At 74.5% G+C, this 17236-nt stretch carries 17 protein-coding genes; 16 read left to right on the top strand and 1 reads right to left on the bottom strand.

Going from position 1 to position 17236, the window contains the following annotated elements; all coding sequences use genetic code 11:
• Positions 1-45: 45 nt before the first annotated feature.
• From HNR68_RS18865 to HNR68_RS18795, 15 genes are all read left to right on the top strand, one after another.
• Positions 46-1392, top strand: coding sequence for a nucleotide sugar dehydrogenase (locus HNR68_RS18865; RefSeq protein ID WP_179722963.1), 1347 nt, complete (start codon positions 46-48; stop codon positions 1390-1392).
• Between the two features lie 10 nt (positions 1393-1402).
• Positions 1403-2674 (top strand): carboxylate--amine ligase, encoded by a 1272-nt coding sequence (locus HNR68_RS18860; protein ID WP_179722954.1) that lies wholly within the window; start codon positions 1403-1405, stop codon positions 2672-2674.
• 61 nt (positions 2675-2735) lie between these two features.
• The gene (locus tag HNR68_RS18855) at positions 2736-3959 is read left to right on the top strand and encodes an NAD(P)-binding domain-containing protein (RefSeq protein WP_179722952.1); all 1224 of its coding nucleotides are present in this window, start codon (positions 2736-2738) and stop codon (positions 3957-3959) included.
• Positions 3956-5392, top strand: coding sequence for a sugar transferase (locus HNR68_RS18850; RefSeq protein ID WP_179722950.1), 1437 nt, complete (start codon positions 3956-3958; stop codon positions 5390-5392). Before HNR68_RS18855 ends, HNR68_RS18850 begins: the two co-directional genes overlap by 4 nt.
• A gap of 38 nt (positions 5393-5430) precedes the next feature.
• On the top strand, positions 5431-6543 hold the full coding sequence (locus HNR68_RS18845) for a glycosyltransferase (protein ID WP_179722948.1): 1113 nt from the start codon (positions 5431-5433) through the stop codon (positions 6541-6543).
• A complete protein-coding gene (locus tag HNR68_RS18840; protein WP_179722946.1) occupies positions 6543-7517 on the top strand; it encodes an NAD-dependent epimerase/dehydratase family protein in 975 nt (324 codons plus the stop codon). Before HNR68_RS18845 ends, HNR68_RS18840 begins: the two co-directional genes overlap by 1 nt.
• A gap of 11 nt (positions 7518-7528) precedes the next feature.
• Positions 7529-8695 carry a glycosyl hydrolase family 18 protein gene (locus HNR68_RS18835; RefSeq protein WP_179722944.1) on the top strand — a complete coding sequence of 389 codons (1167 nt, stop codon included), beginning with the start codon at positions 7529-7531 and terminating at the stop codon, positions 8693-8695.
• 24 nt (positions 8696-8719) lie between these two features.
• Positions 8720-10024 carry a glycosyltransferase family 2 protein gene (locus HNR68_RS18830; RefSeq protein WP_179722942.1) on the top strand — a complete coding sequence of 435 codons (1305 nt, stop codon included), beginning with the start codon at positions 8720-8722 and terminating at the stop codon, positions 10022-10024.
• Positions 10025-10091: 67 nt separating this feature from the next.
• Positions 10092-10772: a LuxR C-terminal-related transcriptional regulator gene (locus HNR68_RS18825; protein WP_179722940.1), complete on the top strand. Its 681-nt coding sequence runs from the start codon at positions 10092-10094 to the stop codon at positions 10770-10772.
• The gene (locus HNR68_RS18820) at positions 10769-11878 is read left to right on the top strand and encodes a glycosyltransferase (RefSeq protein ID WP_179722939.1); all 1110 of its coding nucleotides are present in this window, start codon (positions 10769-10771) and stop codon (positions 11876-11878) included. The genes HNR68_RS18825 and HNR68_RS18820 overlap by 4 nt, the downstream gene beginning before the upstream one ends.
• A gap of 240 nt (positions 11879-12118) precedes the next feature.
• Complete coding sequence (locus HNR68_RS18815; RefSeq protein ID WP_179722937.1) at positions 12119-12697, top strand: sensor histidine kinase; 579 nt, start codon at positions 12119-12121, stop codon at positions 12695-12697.
• 5 nt (positions 12698-12702) lie between these two features.
• Positions 12703-13347, top strand: a complete 645-nt coding sequence (locus HNR68_RS18810) for a LuxR C-terminal-related transcriptional regulator (protein WP_179722935.1) — start codon at positions 12703-12705, stop codon at positions 13345-13347.
• Between the two features lie 119 nt (positions 13348-13466).
• Positions 13467-13919, top strand: coding sequence for an RrF2 family transcriptional regulator (locus HNR68_RS18805; protein ID WP_343050245.1), 453 nt, complete (start codon positions 13467-13469; stop codon positions 13917-13919).
• Between the two features lie 28 nt (positions 13920-13947).
• Positions 13948-14238, top strand: a complete 291-nt coding sequence (locus HNR68_RS18800) for a ferredoxin reductase domain-containing protein (RefSeq protein ID WP_179722931.1) — start codon at positions 13948-13950, stop codon at positions 14236-14238.
• Positions 14235-14648, top strand: a complete 414-nt coding sequence (locus tag HNR68_RS18795) for a hypothetical protein (protein WP_179722929.1) — start codon at positions 14235-14237, stop codon at positions 14646-14648. The genes HNR68_RS18800 and HNR68_RS18795 overlap by 4 nt, the downstream gene beginning before the upstream one ends.
• 7 nt (positions 14649-14655) lie before the next feature.
• Here the strand turns inward: HNR68_RS18795 and HNR68_RS18790 are convergent, their stop codons facing one another.
• On the bottom strand, positions 14656-16200 hold the full coding sequence (locus HNR68_RS18790; RefSeq protein WP_179722927.1) for an acetolactate synthase large subunit: 1545 nt from the start codon (positions 16198-16200) through the stop codon (positions 14656-14658).
• A 133-nt stretch (positions 16201-16333) separates the two neighbouring features.
• Here HNR68_RS18790 and HNR68_RS18785 point away from each other — a divergent pair, with 133 nt between their 5' ends.
• A complete protein-coding gene (locus HNR68_RS18785) occupies positions 16334-17227 on the top strand; it encodes an alpha/beta hydrolase (protein ID WP_343050244.1) in 894 nt (297 codons plus the stop codon).
• Positions 17228-17236: the final 9 nt, after the last annotated feature.

The following is a 17236-nucleotide window of genomic DNA, read 5'->3' as shown; positions in this document are numbered from 1 at the left end:
TGCGACGGTTTTCCGCAGCGAGCACGGCGAACTGGGGGAGGAACCGTGAGCGGACATCCGCTGTCGCTGGCGATCAACGGTCGGGAACGGCTGCTGACCGACCGGCTGATCACCTTCGAACCGGCCGCACCGCAGCGCACCGAGACGGCCGCGGTGGTCGGCCTCGGCTACGTCGGGCTGCCCACCGCCTGCGCGTTGCACGACGCGACGACGCGGGTCATCGGCTTCGACATCAGCGAGGAACGGCTCCGCGAGATCAAGGCGGGCGAGGTGGACCTGCCCGAGCAGGAGCGCAGCGCCCTGGCGTCGGCGCTGGCCGGCGGCGGGATCGAGCTGACCAGCGACCCGGCCGCGCTGGCGGGAGCGGACGCGGTCATCGTGTGCGTGCCGACCCCGGTGGACGCCGCGCGGGTCCCGGACCTGGCGGCGCTGCGCGCGGCCTGCCGCACCGCGGTGGAGCACGCCCGCCGCGACCAGGTGATCGTGCTGACCTCCACGACCTACGTGGGCACCACCCGGGAGCTGCTGGTCGAGCCGCTGCGCGAGCGGGGGCTGCGGGTCGGCGAGGACGTGCACGTGGCGTTCAGCCCGGAGCGCATCGACCCGGGCAACCTCGACCACGTGCAGCGCCGCACCCCGCGCGTCGTCGGCGGCGCCACCCAGCGCTGCGCGCAGCGCGCGGCCGAGGTGGTGCGGCGGATGACCGACCAGGTCTACCTGGTGAGCTCGCCGGAGGCCGCGGAGCTGACCAAGCTCTACGAGAACATCTTCCGCGCGGTGAACCTGGCGCTGGCCAACGAGATCGCCGACGCCTGCGCGGAGCTGGAGCTGGACCCGATCGAGGTCACGCTGGCGGCGGGCACCAAGCCGTACGGGTTCCTGGGCAGCTTCCCCGGTCCGGGCGTCGGCGGGCACTGCATCCCCTGCGACCCGCACTACCTGCTGTGGCAGCTGGGTCGGCGCGGGCTGTCCTCCCCGCTGATCGAGGAGGCGATGCGCGCCATCGACCGGCGACCGGGGCGCGTGGTGCAGCGCGTGGTGGAGCTGCTCGGCGAGGCCGGCGTCGACCCCGCCGAGGCACGCGTGCTGGTGGCCGGGGTGAGCTACAAGGCGGGCGTGCGGGACCTGCGGGAGTCCCCGGCGCTGCCGATCCTGGCCGGGCTGCGGCGCTTGGGGGTCGACGTGCGCTACCACGACCCGCTGCTGCCGGAGATCGAGCTGCCCGACGGCTCCCCGATGACCAGCGAGCCCGAGCCGCACGGCCGCGACTGGGACGTCACGGTGATCCACACCGCGCACCCGGGCGCCGACTACAGCTGGGCGCGGGACTGCCCGCGCGTGCTCGACGCGACCTACCAGTTCGACGCCGTGCCGCACCGGCGCGTGGTGTGAGGTGCTGCCGATGTTCGACACGAGCACGCCGGCCGTGGTGTTCAAGCTCGACCCCAACGTGCTGCACCACGGTGGTCTGGGGGTGATCCGCAGCCTCGGTCGCGTCGGGGTCCCGGTGTACGCGGTGCACGAGGACTCCCTCGCGCCCGCGGCGCATTCCCGGTACGTGCACGGCCGGTGGCTGTGGAGCCCGGACCCCGAGGACGCCGAGGAGATCCGGTACGGGTTGATGCAGCTGGCGCAGCGGATCGGGCGCACCGCGGTGCTGATCCCCACCGACGACGCGGCGGCGATCTTCCTCGCCGAGCACGGCGACCCGCTGCGCATGTGGTTCCATTTCTCCCAGCCACCGCACGACCTGCCGCGGCAGCTGGCCGGCAAGGACACGCTGCACGAGCTGTGCCGTCGGCTGGGCGTGCCGTGCGCCCAGACCCAGCTGGTCGGTGCCTGGGACGAGGCGCTGGAGTTCGCCGACCGGGTCGGGTACCCGCTGGTGGCCAAGCTCGCCACGCCTTGGCAGCCGACCGATCGCCGGGTGCGCAGCACCACGATCGTCGGCAGCGAGGGCGAGCTCGCCGCGCTCTACCAGCGCTCCGGGCGTGCCGGTCTGCTGCTGCAGGAGCACCTGCCCGGCGGGCCCGGCTACGACTGGTTCTTCCACGGCTACTGCGACGCGGACGCGGTGTGCCGCCCGGCGTTCACCGGGGTCAAGGAGCGCTCCTACCCGGCGCACGCCGGGCTGACCAGCCTGGGCCGCTGCGTGGAGAACGAGTCGCTGCTGCGCTCGTGCACGGCGCTGTTGGAGAAGCTGTCCTACACCGGCATCGTCGACCTGGACTTCCGGTGGGACGAGCGCGACCAGCAGTACAAGCTGCTCGACTTCAACCCGCGGCTGGGCGCCCAGTTCCGGTTGTTCCGGGACAGCGCCGGCATGGACGTGGCGCTGGCGGCCTACCTGGACCTCACCGGGCAGCGGGTGCCGGTCGGCGAGCCGGAGGTGGGACGCCGGTTCCAGGTGGAGAACTACGACCCGCTCGCGGCGCTGCGGTACTGGACGCGCGGCGAGCTCGAGCTGCGGTCCTGGGTGCGCTCGGTGCGCCGGGTGCACGAGCGGGCCTGGTTCGCCCGTGACGACCTGGTGCCGTTCGCCCTGATGTGCGCCTGGATGGTGTGCCGCGCGGTGGCCCGCCCGTGGCGGCGTCGCACGCGGCACCCGGAACTGGCCGAACCGCGCTACGCCGTCGGCCGCAACCACGAGAGCGGACGGCTGGGGCGGTGGTGACCGCAGACGCCTGCGGTGGGCGCCGGATCCGCGGTCCGCAACGACGTTTCGAGGAGTGATCATGGACTCTCTGGTGGACGTGGCGGTCGTCGGCGCCGGTCCGTACGGCCTCTCGCTGGCCGCGCACCTGCGTCGCGCCGGGGTGTCGCACCGGCAGTTCGGGGTGCCGATGAACCTGTGGCGGTCGCACATGCCGCGCGGCATGTTCCTCAAGTCGCAGGGATTCGCCTCCAACCTGTCCGATCCGGACGGTGCGCTCACGCTGCGCAACTTCTGCCTGGAGACCGGGAGGCGCTACGCCGACTACGGGACCCCGGTGCCGCTGCACGACTTCGTGGACTACGGCGAGTGGTTCCAGCAGGCCCGCGGCCTGGAGGTCGAGGAGAAGCTGGTCACCGACATCGCGCAGCGGCCCGGGTGGTTCGCGCTGACCCTCGACGACGGGCAGACCGTGGAGGCCCGCCAGGTGGTGGTCGCCGTCGGCGTCGAGCACTTCCCGCGGATCCCCGAGGTGCTGGCGGAACTGCCGGCGGAGCTGTGCACGCACAGCTCCGCGCACCACGACCTCAGCGGTTTCCACGGCCAGGACGTCATCGTGATCGGCGCCGGGCAGTCGGCGCTGGAGACCGCGGCGCTGCTGCACGAGAGCGGGGCGAACGCGCGGCTGGTGGCCCGCCGGCCCCGGTTGAGCTGGAACGGCTACCCGCTGCTGCCCGACCGCCCACTGTGGAAGAGGGTGCGGGAACCGGAAGCAGGCCTGGGCTCGGGGTTGTCCACCTGGTTCTACTCCGAGCGCCCGGCGTGGTTCCGGCACCTGCCCGAGCAGGTGCGCATCAACCGGGCACGCACCGCGCTCGGCCCGGCCGGCGGCTGGTGGTTGCGCGAGCGCGTGGAGGGCTGCTTCCCGGTGCACGTCGGGCACCAGCTGGACTGGGCCAAGGCCACCGGGGACCAGGTGCGCCTGGGTGTGCGCGCGGGCGGTCAGGTGCGCGAGTTCACCGCCGACCACGTCATCTGCGCCACCGGCTACCCGCCCGCGCTGAACCGGCTGCCGATGGTCGGCCGGGCGCTGCGGTCCTCGATCGCCGTGGTCGGTGGGACCCCGCGGGTGGACGCGGACTTCGAGTCCTCGGTGCCCGGGCTGTACTTCACCGGGCCGCTCGTGGCGCCCAGCCACGGGCCGGTCATGCGGTTCGTCTACGGGGCCGACTACGCGGTGCGGCGGATCACCAAGCGGATCGAGCGGACCGCGACCAGACCGCTGGTCGTCGGAGGTGTCGGATGAGCGTCGCCGACTCCGCCGCGGTCCGGCCGTTCGAGGCGAGCGCGCCCGAGGTGCGCCCGTGGGTGCGCGGGCGGGCCGGTGGTCGGCTGACCCCGGTGGCCGACCTGGTGGCGCTGGCGCTGGTCGTGCTGCTCACCGGCGCGGACCGGCTGCTCGGTGCGGTGTTCGCGCTGGTGGTGCTGGGGCTGCTGGCGGTGCAGGGCCTGCACCGGGTGCGGATCTGCTCCCGCGTGTCCGACCAGGTCCCGCAGCTGGCGGTGGCGGCCGGGTTGCCGCTGGTGGGACTGGCGCCGTGGCTCACCGGCGGGGAGCTGGTCGTGCTGGCCGGGTGCGCCTTCGGCGGGCTGCTGCTGGCCCGCGGGGCCCTCTGCGCGGCGCTGCGCGCCGGCTACCGGCGCGGGGTGCTCAACGAGCCGACGCTGGTCGTCGGGCGCGGTGAGCTCGCCGCCCGGATCACCAGGAGCGCCCAGCTGCACCCGGAGTTCGGGGTGCGCCCGCGGCCGGTCGATCCGTCCGAAGTGGACCGGCTCGGCGAGCTCGTGGCGGCGCACGGCAGCACGCGGGTGCTCCTCTGCCCCGACGACGACACCGCAGCGTCCGTGGTGGCAGCGGTCCGGGCGCACCGCCCGCTGCCCGTCGACGTGTGGGTGGTGCCGAGGCTGCCTGAGCTCGGCACGGCGGTGCCGCGCGCGGCGCTGGACGAGCTGTGGGGCGTGCCGCTGGTCCCGCTGCGCCGCCTCGGGCACGGCCGGGCCGGGGCGTGGGCCACGCGCGTCCTCGACGTCGTCCTCGGTGGACTGCTGCTGGCGGTCTCCGCGCCGCTGCTGCTGGCGCTCGCCGTCGCGGTGCGGCTGGACAGCCCCGGACCGGCGTTCTTCCGGCAGCTGCGCGTGACCGGGCCGGGCCGGACCAGCGAGGTGCTCAAGCTGCGCACGCTGCGGGTGGGTGCCGAGCAGGGCTGGGCGGTGCCCACCGGGGACTGCACGCGGCTCGGCAGGTGGCTGCGCCGGACGCACCTGGACGAGCTGCCGCAGCTGGTCAACGTGCTGCGCGGTGACATGTCGCTGGTCGGGCCGCGCCCGGAACGACCGCACTACGCCGAGCGGTTCGGGCGGGAGAAGGCGCACTACGCCGACCGGCACCGGGTGCCCGGCGGGATGACCGGGTGGGCGCAGGTGCACGGCCTGCACGGCGACACCTCCATCGCGGAGCGAGCGCACTTCGACAACCAGTACATCGAGCACCGGTCACCGTGGTGGGACGCGGTGATCGTGCTCCGCACGGTCGCGGTCGTGCTCCGGGCGACGGTGACGGCCTGCCTCCGCCGGGAGCTCGGGGGCAGGAGCGCGCGCCACCGCCGCCCGGCGCGACCGCGCCGACCGATCGGGGCCCACCGCCGGACCAGGCGGGGCGCCACTCCCGCGCGCGGGTGACGGCGCGGGAGCACATCGACACCAGGGGGGAAGACGGGATGAAGGTCCTGCACGTGATCACCGGGCTCGGCGTCGGGGGAGCCGAGTTGCAGCTGCGGCAGGTGCTGCAGCACACCCGGCACGACGCCGAGGTGGTGACGCTGTACAACCCCGGCGACGTGGCCGCGATGATCGCGGGTGACGGCATCCGCGTGCGCGATCTCGGCATGACGCGCAACACGCAGGTCAGCGCCGTGCTGAAGCTGCGCGAGCTGATCCGTGCCGGCGGCTACGACGTGGTGCACACCCACCTCTACCGGGCCTGCGTCTACGGGCGCGTGGCGGCGCGGCTGGCCGGGACGGGCGTCGTGGTCTCCACCGAGCACTCGATCGGCGAGACCCACCTGGAACGGCGGCGGATGACGCTCGGCGTGCGCGCGCTGTACCTGGGCACCGACCTGTGCGCGGACGCCACCATCGCGGTCTCCGAGACCGTCGCCGAGCGGCTGCGCAGGTGGGGCATGCCGGCGCGCAAGATCACCGTGATCCCCAACGGGGTCGACTTCAGCCGGGTCGAGTTCGACCCCGAGGCCCGCGTCCGGGTCCGCCGGGAGCTCGGCATCGCCCCGGACGCCCACGTGGTGGGCGTGCTCGGGCGGCTGGACCCGAACAAGCGGTTCGACCTGGTCATCGAGTCGGCGGCGCCGCTGCTGGGCGAGCGCACCACGCTGCTCGTCGTCGGTGACGGCCCGGACCGGGAGCGGCTGGAGGCCGTGGCCCGCGCCCACGAGGTGACCGGGCACGTGGTCTTCGCCGGGCAGCGGCACGACGTGGCCGCGGTGCTGTCCGCGCTGGACCTGTTCGTCGCTTCCTCCGAGCAGGAGACCTTCGGCCTGTCGGTGCTGGAGGCGATCGGCAACGGCCTGCCGGTGCTCTACACCACCTGCCCGGCGCTGGTCGGCATCCGCACCGACCGGGCCCGCCAGGTGCCGGGCACCGTCGACCGGATGAGCGCCGAGATCGCCGCGGAGCTCATGGCCGCCCGGCCCCGCGCGGACGAACCGGCGATCCGCGCGCACTACGGCATCGAGGCGGTCACCAGCCGCATCGACGACCTCTACGACCGGCTGTGGCAGCGCAGCCGGGCGGCCGTGCCTGCGGGGAGGGCGTGATGCGCGCACTGGTCACCGGCGCCGCCGGTTTCATCGGATCGCACCTGGTCGAGCACCTGCTGGCCGACGGCCACCAGGTCGTCGGGCTGGACGACCTCAGCACCGGGCGGCGGGAGAACCTGCCGGTCGAGCACCCGCGGCTGCGGCTGGTGCGGGGCTCGGTGCTCGACGCGGGGCTGGTCGACGAGGTGATGGCGGGCGCGGACGTGGTGTTCCACCTCGCCGCCGCCGTCGGGGCGTTCGTCATCCAGGAGCGCACCCTGCACGGCCTGCTGACCAACGTCCACGGCACCGAGAACGTGCTCGACGCCGCGCTGCGGCACGGCACCCGGGCGCTCATCGCCTCCACCAGCGAGGTCTACGGCAAGAACACCAAGATCGGGTTGTCCGAGGGCGACGACCGGGTCCTCGGCTCGCCGCTGAAGTCCCGCTGGACCTACGCCGAGGCCAAGTCCCTCGACGAGAGCCTCACCCACTGCTACGTGCACGAACGCGGGCTCGCGGCAGTGATCGTCCGGCTGTTCAACACGGTGGGGCCGCGGCAGAGCGGCCGCTACGGCATGGTCATCCCGCGGCTGGTCGGCCAGGCGTTGCAGGGCCGGCCGCTGACGATCTTCGGCACCGGGCGGCAGGTCCGCTGCTTCTGCCACGTCGCCGACGTGGTGCCCGCGCTGGTGCGGCTGGTGCAGCTGGACCGCGCGCTGGGCCTGGCGGTGAACCTGGGCAGCACCGAGCAGGTGTCCATCGAGGACCTGGCGGCGCGGATCATCGCGGCCACCGGGTCGTCGAGCGGCACGGTCCGGGTGTCCTACGAGGACGCCTACGGCCCGGGCTACGAGGACATGCAGCGGCGGGTGCCGGACTGCTCCCTGGCGCGGGAGCTGATCGGCTTCCGGCCGCGGCGCAGCCTCGACGACATCATCCGCGCGGTGATCGACGAGCAGGTGCGGGGCGCCGAGCCCGCCCCGGCGTGAGGAGCGGCGACATGCGACGACGTCTCGCCGAGGCGACGTGCGAACGGCCCGAGGTGCCGCCGCGCGGTCCGGGCGCGGCGCACCGGGGCCGCACCGTCCGCAGCCTGGGCGGTTCGCTCTGGCTGCTCTCGCTGGTCGCGGTCTCGCTGCTGGTGGTGGCCTTCCTGGTGGTGCCGCGCGGGGGCGGGCCGGTGGCGCACAGCCCCGTGGTGGTCGCCTCGCTGCCGTTCTGGAACCTCGGTCACGGCACCGACGTGGTGGTCGAGCACCGCGGCTCGGTCAACGAGGTCTCGCCGTGGATCTACGGGCTGTCCCGGGACGGTCGGGTGCTCGAGCAGTTCCCGCCGGAGCAGACCGCGGAGGTCGGCGCCCGGATCGCGCAGCTGCGGCAGGCCGGGATCCCGATCGTGCCGTCGCTGGCCAACATCACCGACGGCGAGTGGGCCTACGAGCCGGTGGCCGCCGTGCTGCACGACCCGGTGCGGCGGCACCGGCACGTCGCCGAGATCGTCGAGCTGGTCGAGCGGGAGGACTACGCGGGCATCGACATCGACTACGAGAACCTGCGCTCCGGCGACCGGCAGGTGTTCAGCGACTTCGTCACCGAGCTGGGCGCGGCGCTGGACGCGGCGGGCAGGACGCTGTCGGTGGCGGTGTTCGCCAAGGACTCCGACGCCGGGTACGACGAGCGCAACGTGGCCCAGGACTACGCGGCGATCGGGAAGGCCGCCGACCAGGTCCGGTTGATGGGCTACGACTTCCACTGGAACACCTCGCCGCCCGGGGCGGTCGCGCCGATCGGCTGGATCCGCTCCGTCCTCGACTACGCCAAGACCCAGGTCCCGCCTGAGCGGATCGTGCTCGGCGTGCCGCTCTACGGCTACGACTGGGTCGTCGGCGGTGAGGGCACCGGGGTGACGTGGCTGAAGGCGTTCCAGCTGGCCACCGAGCACGGTGCGCGACCGCAGTACGACGCGCACGCCCAGTCGCCGTGGTTCCGCTACACCGACGAGCAGGGCCGCGAGCACGAGGTGTGGTTCGAGAACGCCGCCAGCTCCAAGGCGAAGTTCGAGGCGGCGCGCGGCGCGGGCATCGGCGGGGTCTACCTGTGGATGTTCGGCTACGAGGACACCGACACCTGGGCAGAGCTGGCGCACAGCCTGCCGGTGGAGAAGTGACCCGACGGGTCGGGGGTGGGTGGGATGCTTCCGTGGTGGCTGCTGGCGATCGCGGTGTTCGGCGCGAACTTCGCGCTGTGGGGCACGATCGGCCTGCTGCGCCTGCTGGAGGGCACCGCGCAGCGCTGGCGCGACCGCCAGGGGGCCGCGGTGGTGGGCCGGGACCGGTTCGACGACACCGACCGGCTGAGCGTCGACGACGTCGCGGTGCTCATGCCCGCGCACAACGAGGAAGCGGTCATCGTCGACAGCATCGCGGCGATCACCGCGCTGGTGCCGGTGGAGAACGTGCACGTGGTCTCCGACGGTTCCACCGACCGCACCGTGGAACTGGCCCGCGCGTGCGGGGTCCGGGTGATCAGCACCGCGCGCAACGTCGGCAAGGCCGGTGCCATCCAGGAGGCGATCCGCCGGTTCGAGCTCGTCGAGCGCTACCCGGTGGTGATGCTGCTGGACGCCGACACCCACGTGCAGCCCGGCTACTTCGACGCGGCGCTGCGGTTGTTCGACGACCCCGACGTGGTCGCCGTCGCCGGGTGCGTCAAGACCACCTGGCGCGGCCGCGGGCTCGGTCCGGTCGGCAAGCTGGTCGCGTTCCACCGGCAGCGGATCTACACGATGACGCAGTACCTGCTGAAGTTCGGGCAGACCTGGCGGCGGGTCAACGCCACCCACATCGTCCCCGGCTTCGCCAGCATGTACCGCACCGAGGTGCTGCCGCGCATCGAGGTGAACCCGCCGGGTCTGGTCATCGAGGACTTCAACATGACGTTCGAGGTGTACCAGAAGCGGCTCGGCAAGGTCGGTTTCACGCCGGCGGCGGTGGCCGCCACCCAGGACCCGGGCACCTTCACCGACTACGTCAAGCAGTGCAAGCGCTGGGCGCTGGGCCTGTGGCAGACGGTGCGGCTGCACCCGCCGCGGTGCAACCTGTTCACCGCGATGCTGGCGTTGCTGCTGCTGGAGATGCTCACCAGCAGCACGCTGCTGGTGATGCTGCCGGTCGTGGTCCTGGTGCTGCTGCTGCCCGAGCTGCTGCCGGGGCTGGTTCACGCGCCCCTCTTCGGGGACGTGCACGCCTTCGTCAGCGGGTTCGCCACGCCGTCCGCGCTGGTGTTCGGGGTGCTGGTGCCGGACCTGGCGCTGACCTGCGTGGTGGCGCTGGTGCACCGGCAACCGCGCTACCTGCTGGTGGGACTGCTGTTCCTGCCGATGCGGGTGCTGGACGCGGCGATCGCGCTGTACGCGATCCCGGGCGCGTGGCTGACCAAGTCCTCCGGCCGCTGGCGCAGCCCGGGCCGGCACGTGGCCGACCACGCGAGCCCGTGAACGTCGGACTGGTGTTCTCGTGCGCGTGGACGAGGACTCGGCGGCGCCGGGCGGCCATCCTGGGGTGGTGAACGTGCTGCGACTGCTCATGGTGGACGACCACACGATGCTCGCCGAGGCGCTCGGCGCCCGGCTCGCGGACGTGACCGACCTGTGGGTGGTGGGGCACTGCGCCACCAGCGACCCGCGACTGTCCGATGTGGTCAGACGGTCCGCGCCGGACGTGATCACCCTCGACGTGGAACCCGCCGGGCCGAGCACCGGGCGCCTGGTGTCCCGGGTGCGCAGCGCCCGGCCGGGTGCTGCGATCGTCGTGCTGACCGGCGCTCACGCGCCCGAGCAGGCCGTCGCGGCGGCCCGCGCGGGCGCGGCCGCCTGGGTGCCCAAGGAGCGCAACCTCGACGAGCTCACCGAGGTGCTGCTGGGCGTGTGCCGCGGGCAGAGCTGGTACCCGCCCGACCTGCTCGGCCCGGTGCTGCGCGAACTCCGGGAGGACGCCGAGCGCGCCGGGCAGCGCAGCGGTCCGCTGGCCGTGCTCAGCGACCGCGAGCGGGACGTGCTCACCGGCATGGTCAACGGCAAGCGCGGCGCGCAGATCGCCGAGGACCTGATGATCTCCGCCGAGACCGTCCGCACGCACACCCGCAGCATCCTGGCCAAGCTCCAGGTGCACAGCCAGCTCGAAGCGGTCAGCGTGGCCCGCGAGGCCGGGATGCGCGCCGACGACCAACCGGACCTCGCGCGGTGAGCCTGCGGGTCGCCACCGTCATCACCCGGCTCTCGGGCGGTGCCGGCACGCTGGCGCTGCGCGGGGCGGCGGCGCTGGACCCGGACGCCCACGAGGTCACGCTCATCACCGGCTCCGGCAGCCTGCTGCGCCAGGCCGAGGAGGCCGGGCTGGAGACGGTCGTCGAGCCCGCGCTGCGCAGACCCGTCGCACCGGCCCACGACCTGCTCGCGCTGCACCGGTTGACCGCGCTGCTGCGGGGGTTCGACGTGGTGCACACGCACTGCTCGAAGGCGGGCGCGCTCGGCCGGGTCGCGGCCCGCCGGGCGCGGGTCGGCCGGGTCGTGCACACCTTCCACGGCTTCGGCTTCCACCGCTTCCAGCCCGCCCACCGGCGGCGCGCCTACGTCGCGGTCGAACGCCGCCTCGGGCGCATCACCGACCTCGCGCTGTGCGTGGGCGGCGGTGTCGCGGTCGAGGCCGTGCAGCGCCGCCTGCTGCCGCCCGAGCGCATCCGCACCATCGGCGTCGCCGTCGACCACGCCGCGCCCCGGCGCGACGAGGAGACCCGCCGGCGCGCCCGCCGGGCGCTCGGGCTGGCGCCCGACGACGTCGTGGTCGGCGCGGTCGGCCGGCTGACCTACCAGAAGGCGCCGGAGCACTTCATCGCCGCGCTGGCCGCCCTGCGCCGGCCCGAGGTGGTGGGTGTGTGGGTCGGCGACGGCGAGGAGGCCGAGCGGGTGCGCGCCCAGGCCGCCGCGGCGGGGGTGCGCGCGGTACTGCCCGGGGAGCGCGACGACGTGGTCCGGCTGCTGCCCGCGCTGGACGTGTTCGCCCTGCCCAGCCGGTACGAGGGGCTGCCGCTGGCGATCGTGGAGGCGATGGTCTGCGGCGTGCCGGTGGTGGCCACCGCGGTGAACGCGGTGGGGGACGTCGTGGTCCCCGGCGAGACCGGGCTGCTGGTGCCTCCCCACCGGCCCGACCTGCTGGCCGGGGCGGTGGCGCACCTGCTGGACCACCCCGACCGGGCCGCCCGCCTGGCGGCGGCGGCCCGCGAGCGGGTGGCCGGCCGTCACGAGATCGGGCAGCTGGCCGACGCCCTCGCCCAGGCGTACCGGGCGGAGTGACGCACCGTAGCGGTGCGTCACGCGCGTCGGCCGCACCACAGCCCGGGAGACCGATTTCCCCCGGCACGTGGAGTAGTCGCACTCCCCGCTCTGCAGCAGGTGCAACACGCCGTGTGCACGAGCCGATGTGCCGGGTAGCACGGACTGCTGTGGGGGAGAGGAGTCGCTGTGCACACGATGACCAGAACGGTCCGGGAGCAGGAGCCGCCCGGACCGCGGAGTTCGCGAGGTGGCGCTGAGTTGCGCAGCCTGTTGCACGACCTGGGGCACGGTCTCGCGACGCTGTCCTACCTCGCGGACGGCCTGCGCGCCGACCCGGCGCTGCACGGCGACGCGCTGCACCGGCTGCAGCTGATGGAGATGGAGCTCGACCGGCTCATGCAGCTGGTCGACCTGCGGGCCCAGCCCCGCGAGGGCGGGTTCGCGCTGCGCGAGCTGCTCACCCAGCTGGTCGCGGTCGCGTCGCTGCGCGGCCCCGCCGAGGTGGTGCTGGAGGAGGGCACCGACGTCACCCTCCGGACCGACCAGACGACGCTGTGGCGGATGGTGTCGAACCTGCTGGACAACGCGGTGCGCGCGGCGGGTCCGGACGGTCGGGTGGCGGTGGCGGTGCGCGAGGTCGCGGGCGCGGTGCGCGTCGAGATCACCGACGACGGGCCGGGGTTCGGCCGCGGGCCGCGGGGTGCGGCCTCGCTCGGGCTCGGCATCGTGCGGGCGCTGGCCCGGCGCTGCGGGGCGGAGCTGCGCGTCGACCCGGCACCGGGCGGCGGGACCTGCGCGCGGCTGGTGTTCCCACCGCACGCGGTGGGCGGGCGGTGACCGCGATGGCCGACCTGGTCCTCGGTGACGACCACGCGATCTTCATCGACGCGCTCGTCGCGACCCTGCCGCAGCACGGGCACCGCGTCGTGGGCACCGCCGACAAGGTCGCGGCGGTGGTCTCCGCGGTCGGAGCGCACCGGCCGGACCTGTGCCTGCTGGACCGCTTCTTCGCCGACGGCGACGGCCTGGACGTGATCGGCGAGCTGGTCGGCGGCGGCACCCGGGTGCTGGTGCTCACCGCCGACGGGGACGTGGCGGGCATGCGCGCGGCGCTGGCCAAGGGCGCGGCGGGGTACGTGAACAAGATGTGCGGCCTGGCGGTGCTGGCCGCAGCCATCCGCGGCGTGCTGGACGGCGAGGTGGTCGTCGAGCTGGCCGCGTCCCGCGCGCCGCGCCTGGCGGGCACCACCGACGCGCGGCGGCTGGCCTCGCACCTGACCGCCCGGGAGCGGCAGTGCCTGCGGATGCTGGTCGACGGCGCGCACACCACCGCCATGGCCAAGGAGCTGGGGGTGGCGCCGACGACGGTGCGCACGCACGTGCAGTCGGTGCTGACCAAGCTCGGGGTGCACTCCCGCCTGGAGGCGGCGTCCTTCGCGATGCGCCACGGACTGCTCGACGACGACCGGATGCTCGTCGCGGGCTGAGAGCTGGGGGTCCGCGAGTCCCTCTGGGCCGGAACCCGGGGGGACTCGCGGTCTTTCGTGCCGGGGGCGGTGCGAGAGTGCTCACGATATTCCGCATCTGAGATGCGGAACAGGTTAGCGTGCGAGCTGTGCAGCTCACCGCGTTCACCGACCTCGCGCTCCGGATCGTGATGCGGCTGGCCGTGCTCGACGAGGGCGACCAGACGACGACCAAGGCGCTCGCCGAGCAGCTCCACGTCCGCTACACCCACGCCGCGAAGGTCGTGACCGCGCTGAAGGAGCTCGGGCTCGTCGAGACCCAGCGCGGCCGCGCGGGTGGACTGCGCCTCGCGCCGGGCGCGCGGGAGGTCTCGGTGGGCCACGTCGTCCGCGCGCTGGAGGGCCCGGACGAGGTCGTGGACTGCGACGGCGCCACCCCGTGCCCGCTGCGCGGTGGCTGCCGGCTCCGCTCGGCGCTCCGCCAGGCGCAGGAGGCGTTCTTCGCCGCGCTCGACCCGCTCACCATCGCCGACGTCACCGCGCCGCCCACCCGGACCCTGCTGCTCACCCTCGGCGCCGGCCCGCCGGGCTGACCAGCACCGTCCGCACGCCGTCCGTCCGATGGAGGTGTTCCCCGTGCTCTCCCCCGCCTCGACCGGCACCGTCCGCGCCGAGCTGCCGCGGGCGACCCCGCACCGCTGGCACGAGGACCCCGGCGGCCGGAAGCCCACCGCCCACCTGCGGCGCGGGCTGGTCGACCGCGACGGCGTCGCGCTGCCCGCCGGGGCAGAGGCCCACGTGTGCGGGCCGCCGCCGGTCGCGGCGCGGGTGCACCGCCGGCTCCTCGACCGGGGGTGGACCGCGGACCACGTCGAGGTGTCCGGACCGGACCGGGAGCTGGGGGTCGCATGAGCGCGCTCGCCGTCGCGGGGACCTGGCTGTGGCTGGGCATGGTGCTGGCCATCTCGTTCCTCGAAGCGCCGCTGAAGTTCCGGGCGCCCGGCGTCGACCTGCGCACCGGCCTGGCCATCGGCCGCCTGGTCTTCCGCGCGCTCAACACCGCCGAAGCGGTGCTGGCGGTCGTCGTCGTGGTGGGCCTGGTCGCCGCCCGCCCGGGCGGCGGCGTCCTCGCGGCCGCCGCCGCGGCGATCGGGCTGCTGGTCCTCCAGCTCGTCGCGGTGCGGCCCCGGTTGGCGCGGCGCACCGCCACCGTCCTCGCCGGGCACGACGGGCCGCGCTCCACCGCGCACCTGTGGTACGTCGCGCTCGAGGTGCTCAAGGCCGCGGCGCTGGTCGTCCTCGGCGTCGCGCTGCTGGCCTAGCGACCGCTCACAGCACCGCCTCGACGAGGTGGGGACCGGGTTCGGCGTGCGCCCGGCGGAGCGCGTCGATCAGTTCGGCGCCGGTGGTCGCCCGGGTGGCGGGGACGCCGAAGCCCTGCGCCGCCGCGACCCAGTCCACCGCGGGACCGGTGAGGTCGGTCATGCCGGCGGCCGCCGGGCCCGGCTGGTCGATCCCCGCGCGGCGCAGCTCCGCGCGCAGGATCGCGTAGCGGGAGTTGGCGCAGATCACCGTGGTGACGTCCAGCTGCTCGCGCGCCTGCGTCCACAGCGCCTGGAGGGAGTAGGCAGCGCTGCCGTCCGCCTGGAAGCCGATGACCGGCCGGTCCGGGCAGGCGATCGCGGCACCGGTGGCCACCGGGATCCCCATGCCGATCGCGCCGCCGGTGTTGGTCAGCTCGGAGTGCGCCGGTGCGGCCGCGGCGAGCGCCGGGTACGCCGCGCCGGAGGACACGCCCTCGTTGACCACGATCGCGCCCTCGGGCTGGGTGGACACGATCGCCGCCGCGATCCCCGCCGCGGTCAGCGCGCCGTCCGGCACCGAGACCTCGGGCGGTGCGGGGAGCGGGACCTCGGTGGCGGCGCTGCCCGTCGCCTCCGCCAGGGCCCGCAGCGCCTCCACCGCGTCCTGCTCGACGTCGGCGAGGGTGTGCACCTGCACGCCGTCGGGCACCGGGTAGCTCGGCAGGCCCTGGTAGCCGAAGAACGACACCGGGGTGCGGGCACCGACCAGCACCAGGTCGGAGAACCCGTCCAGCACGCGCAGGACGTCCTCCGGGAAGTAGGGGATCGGGCGCACCGCCGGGACGTCCGGGGCCCGGTCGATGCGGGCGGGGGTGCGCTCGGCGAACACCTCGCCGCCGACGGTGGCGGCGATGCGCGCCGCGGTGCGGACCGCCTCGGGCGCCAGCGCGCGGTCGCCGAGCAGCAGGGCCGGCCGCCCGCGGCCGCGGGTGAGCAGCTTGGCGATCGCGGCGACCTGCTGGTCGTCCACCGCGGGCGGCCCGGGCACCGCCGCGACCTCGGCGGGGCGGCCGCCGTCGCTCCACATGTGGTCGGCGGCGGCGATGAGCGTGGCGGGCAGCCGCTGCTCCCGGGCGGCGCGGTGCGCCGCGGCGAACTCGGCGGCGGCGTTCGCCGCGGAGGTGGTGCGGCCCACCCAGCCCGACACCGGAGCCGCCAGCGACTCGATGTCGCTGGCCAGCGGCGCGTCGGCGGCCTGGTGCCAGCTGGCGTGCTCGCCGATGAGGTTGATCACGGGCGTGCGGGCGCGGCGCGCGTTGTGCAGGTTGGCGATGCCGTTGGCGAAGCCCGGACCGAGGTGCAGCAGCGTCAGCGCCGGGGCGCCGGTCATCCGGGCGTGGCCGTCGGCCGCCCCGGTGACCACCCCCTCGGACAGCGCCAGCACCGGCCGCAGCCCCGGGACCTGGTCGAACGCCTCGACCAGCGGGATCTCGGTGGTGCCGGGGTTGGCGAAGCAGACCTGGACGCCGGCGGCGACCGCGGTGGCCAACAGGCTCTCGGAACCCTTCACGTACCCACTCCTCAGCGCTCCGGACCCGCTCGCGCCGGCGGATCTCGCAGACATGCTCGCCGCCACCCGAGCACCCAGCAAGGATCTACGGGTCGGTAACGTGGACGCGGACATCGTGGACGTTGGAGGTGGAGTGTCCCGCGCACGGAGATCCGCAAGCCTGTTCGCCGCAGCCACCGTCGCGGTGTCCCTCGCCGGGTGCACGGCCGCACCGCCCGCGGCCCCCGTCGCACCGGCCCCGGCCGTGGACGCCGACCCCGCGGTGTCCGGGCTGGCGATGCCGGAGATCCGCACCGAAGTGGTGCACTCCGCGCACCGCGGCACCGACACGCGGCTCTACCTGGCCTACCCGACGGGGCTGGAGTCCACCGAGAACCTGCCGGTCGTGCTCTACCTGCACGGCCGGGACGGCATCGACCCCACGCCGATCCCGTACGACACGCTGGCCTCGCTGGAACGGCTCTACCACGAGGGCCGGATCCCGGCGTTCGGGTTCGTGGTGGTCGACGGCGGCTACAACCCGTACTGGAACGACGGCTCGGCCAACGGCGACCTCGCGGCCATGCTCACCGAGGAGCTGCCGGCCTGGCTGGCCGAACGCGGCCTCGGCGACGAGGAGGGCCTGCCGTTCGCCGTCGCGGGCATCTCCACCGGCGGGTTCGGCGCGCTGACCTACGCCGCGGACCGCAACCAGGCGGGCAATCCGGTCGCCGCCGTCGCCGAGCTGGCCCCGGCGCTGCAGACCAGCTGGGAGGGCATGCGGGAGAAGGAAGCCTTCGCCACCGAGGACGAGTGGCTGGCGGTCGACCCGCTGCACCGCCTCGACGAGCTCGGCGACGTGCCGGTCGGGGTCTGGACCGGCGACGCGGACCCGTTCCTGGACGGCATCGACGAGCTGGTCCGGCGCTACCCGAACACCCCGGTGGTGTCCTACCTGCCGGGCGGTCACGAGGGCGCGGTGTTCGAGGCGGTCGGCACGGAGTTCGTCGAGTTCCTGGCCGGCTCGCTGCCCGACCAGCAACCCTGAGCGCGCCGC

This window comes from Saccharopolyspora hordei (genome assembly GCF_013410345.1).
GTDB lineage: Bacteria > Actinomycetota > Actinomycetes > Mycobacteriales > Pseudonocardiaceae > Saccharopolyspora > Saccharopolyspora hordei.
Note: the sequence above shows the minus strand (reverse complement) of the source record. Positions and strands in the feature narration are given on the sequence as shown.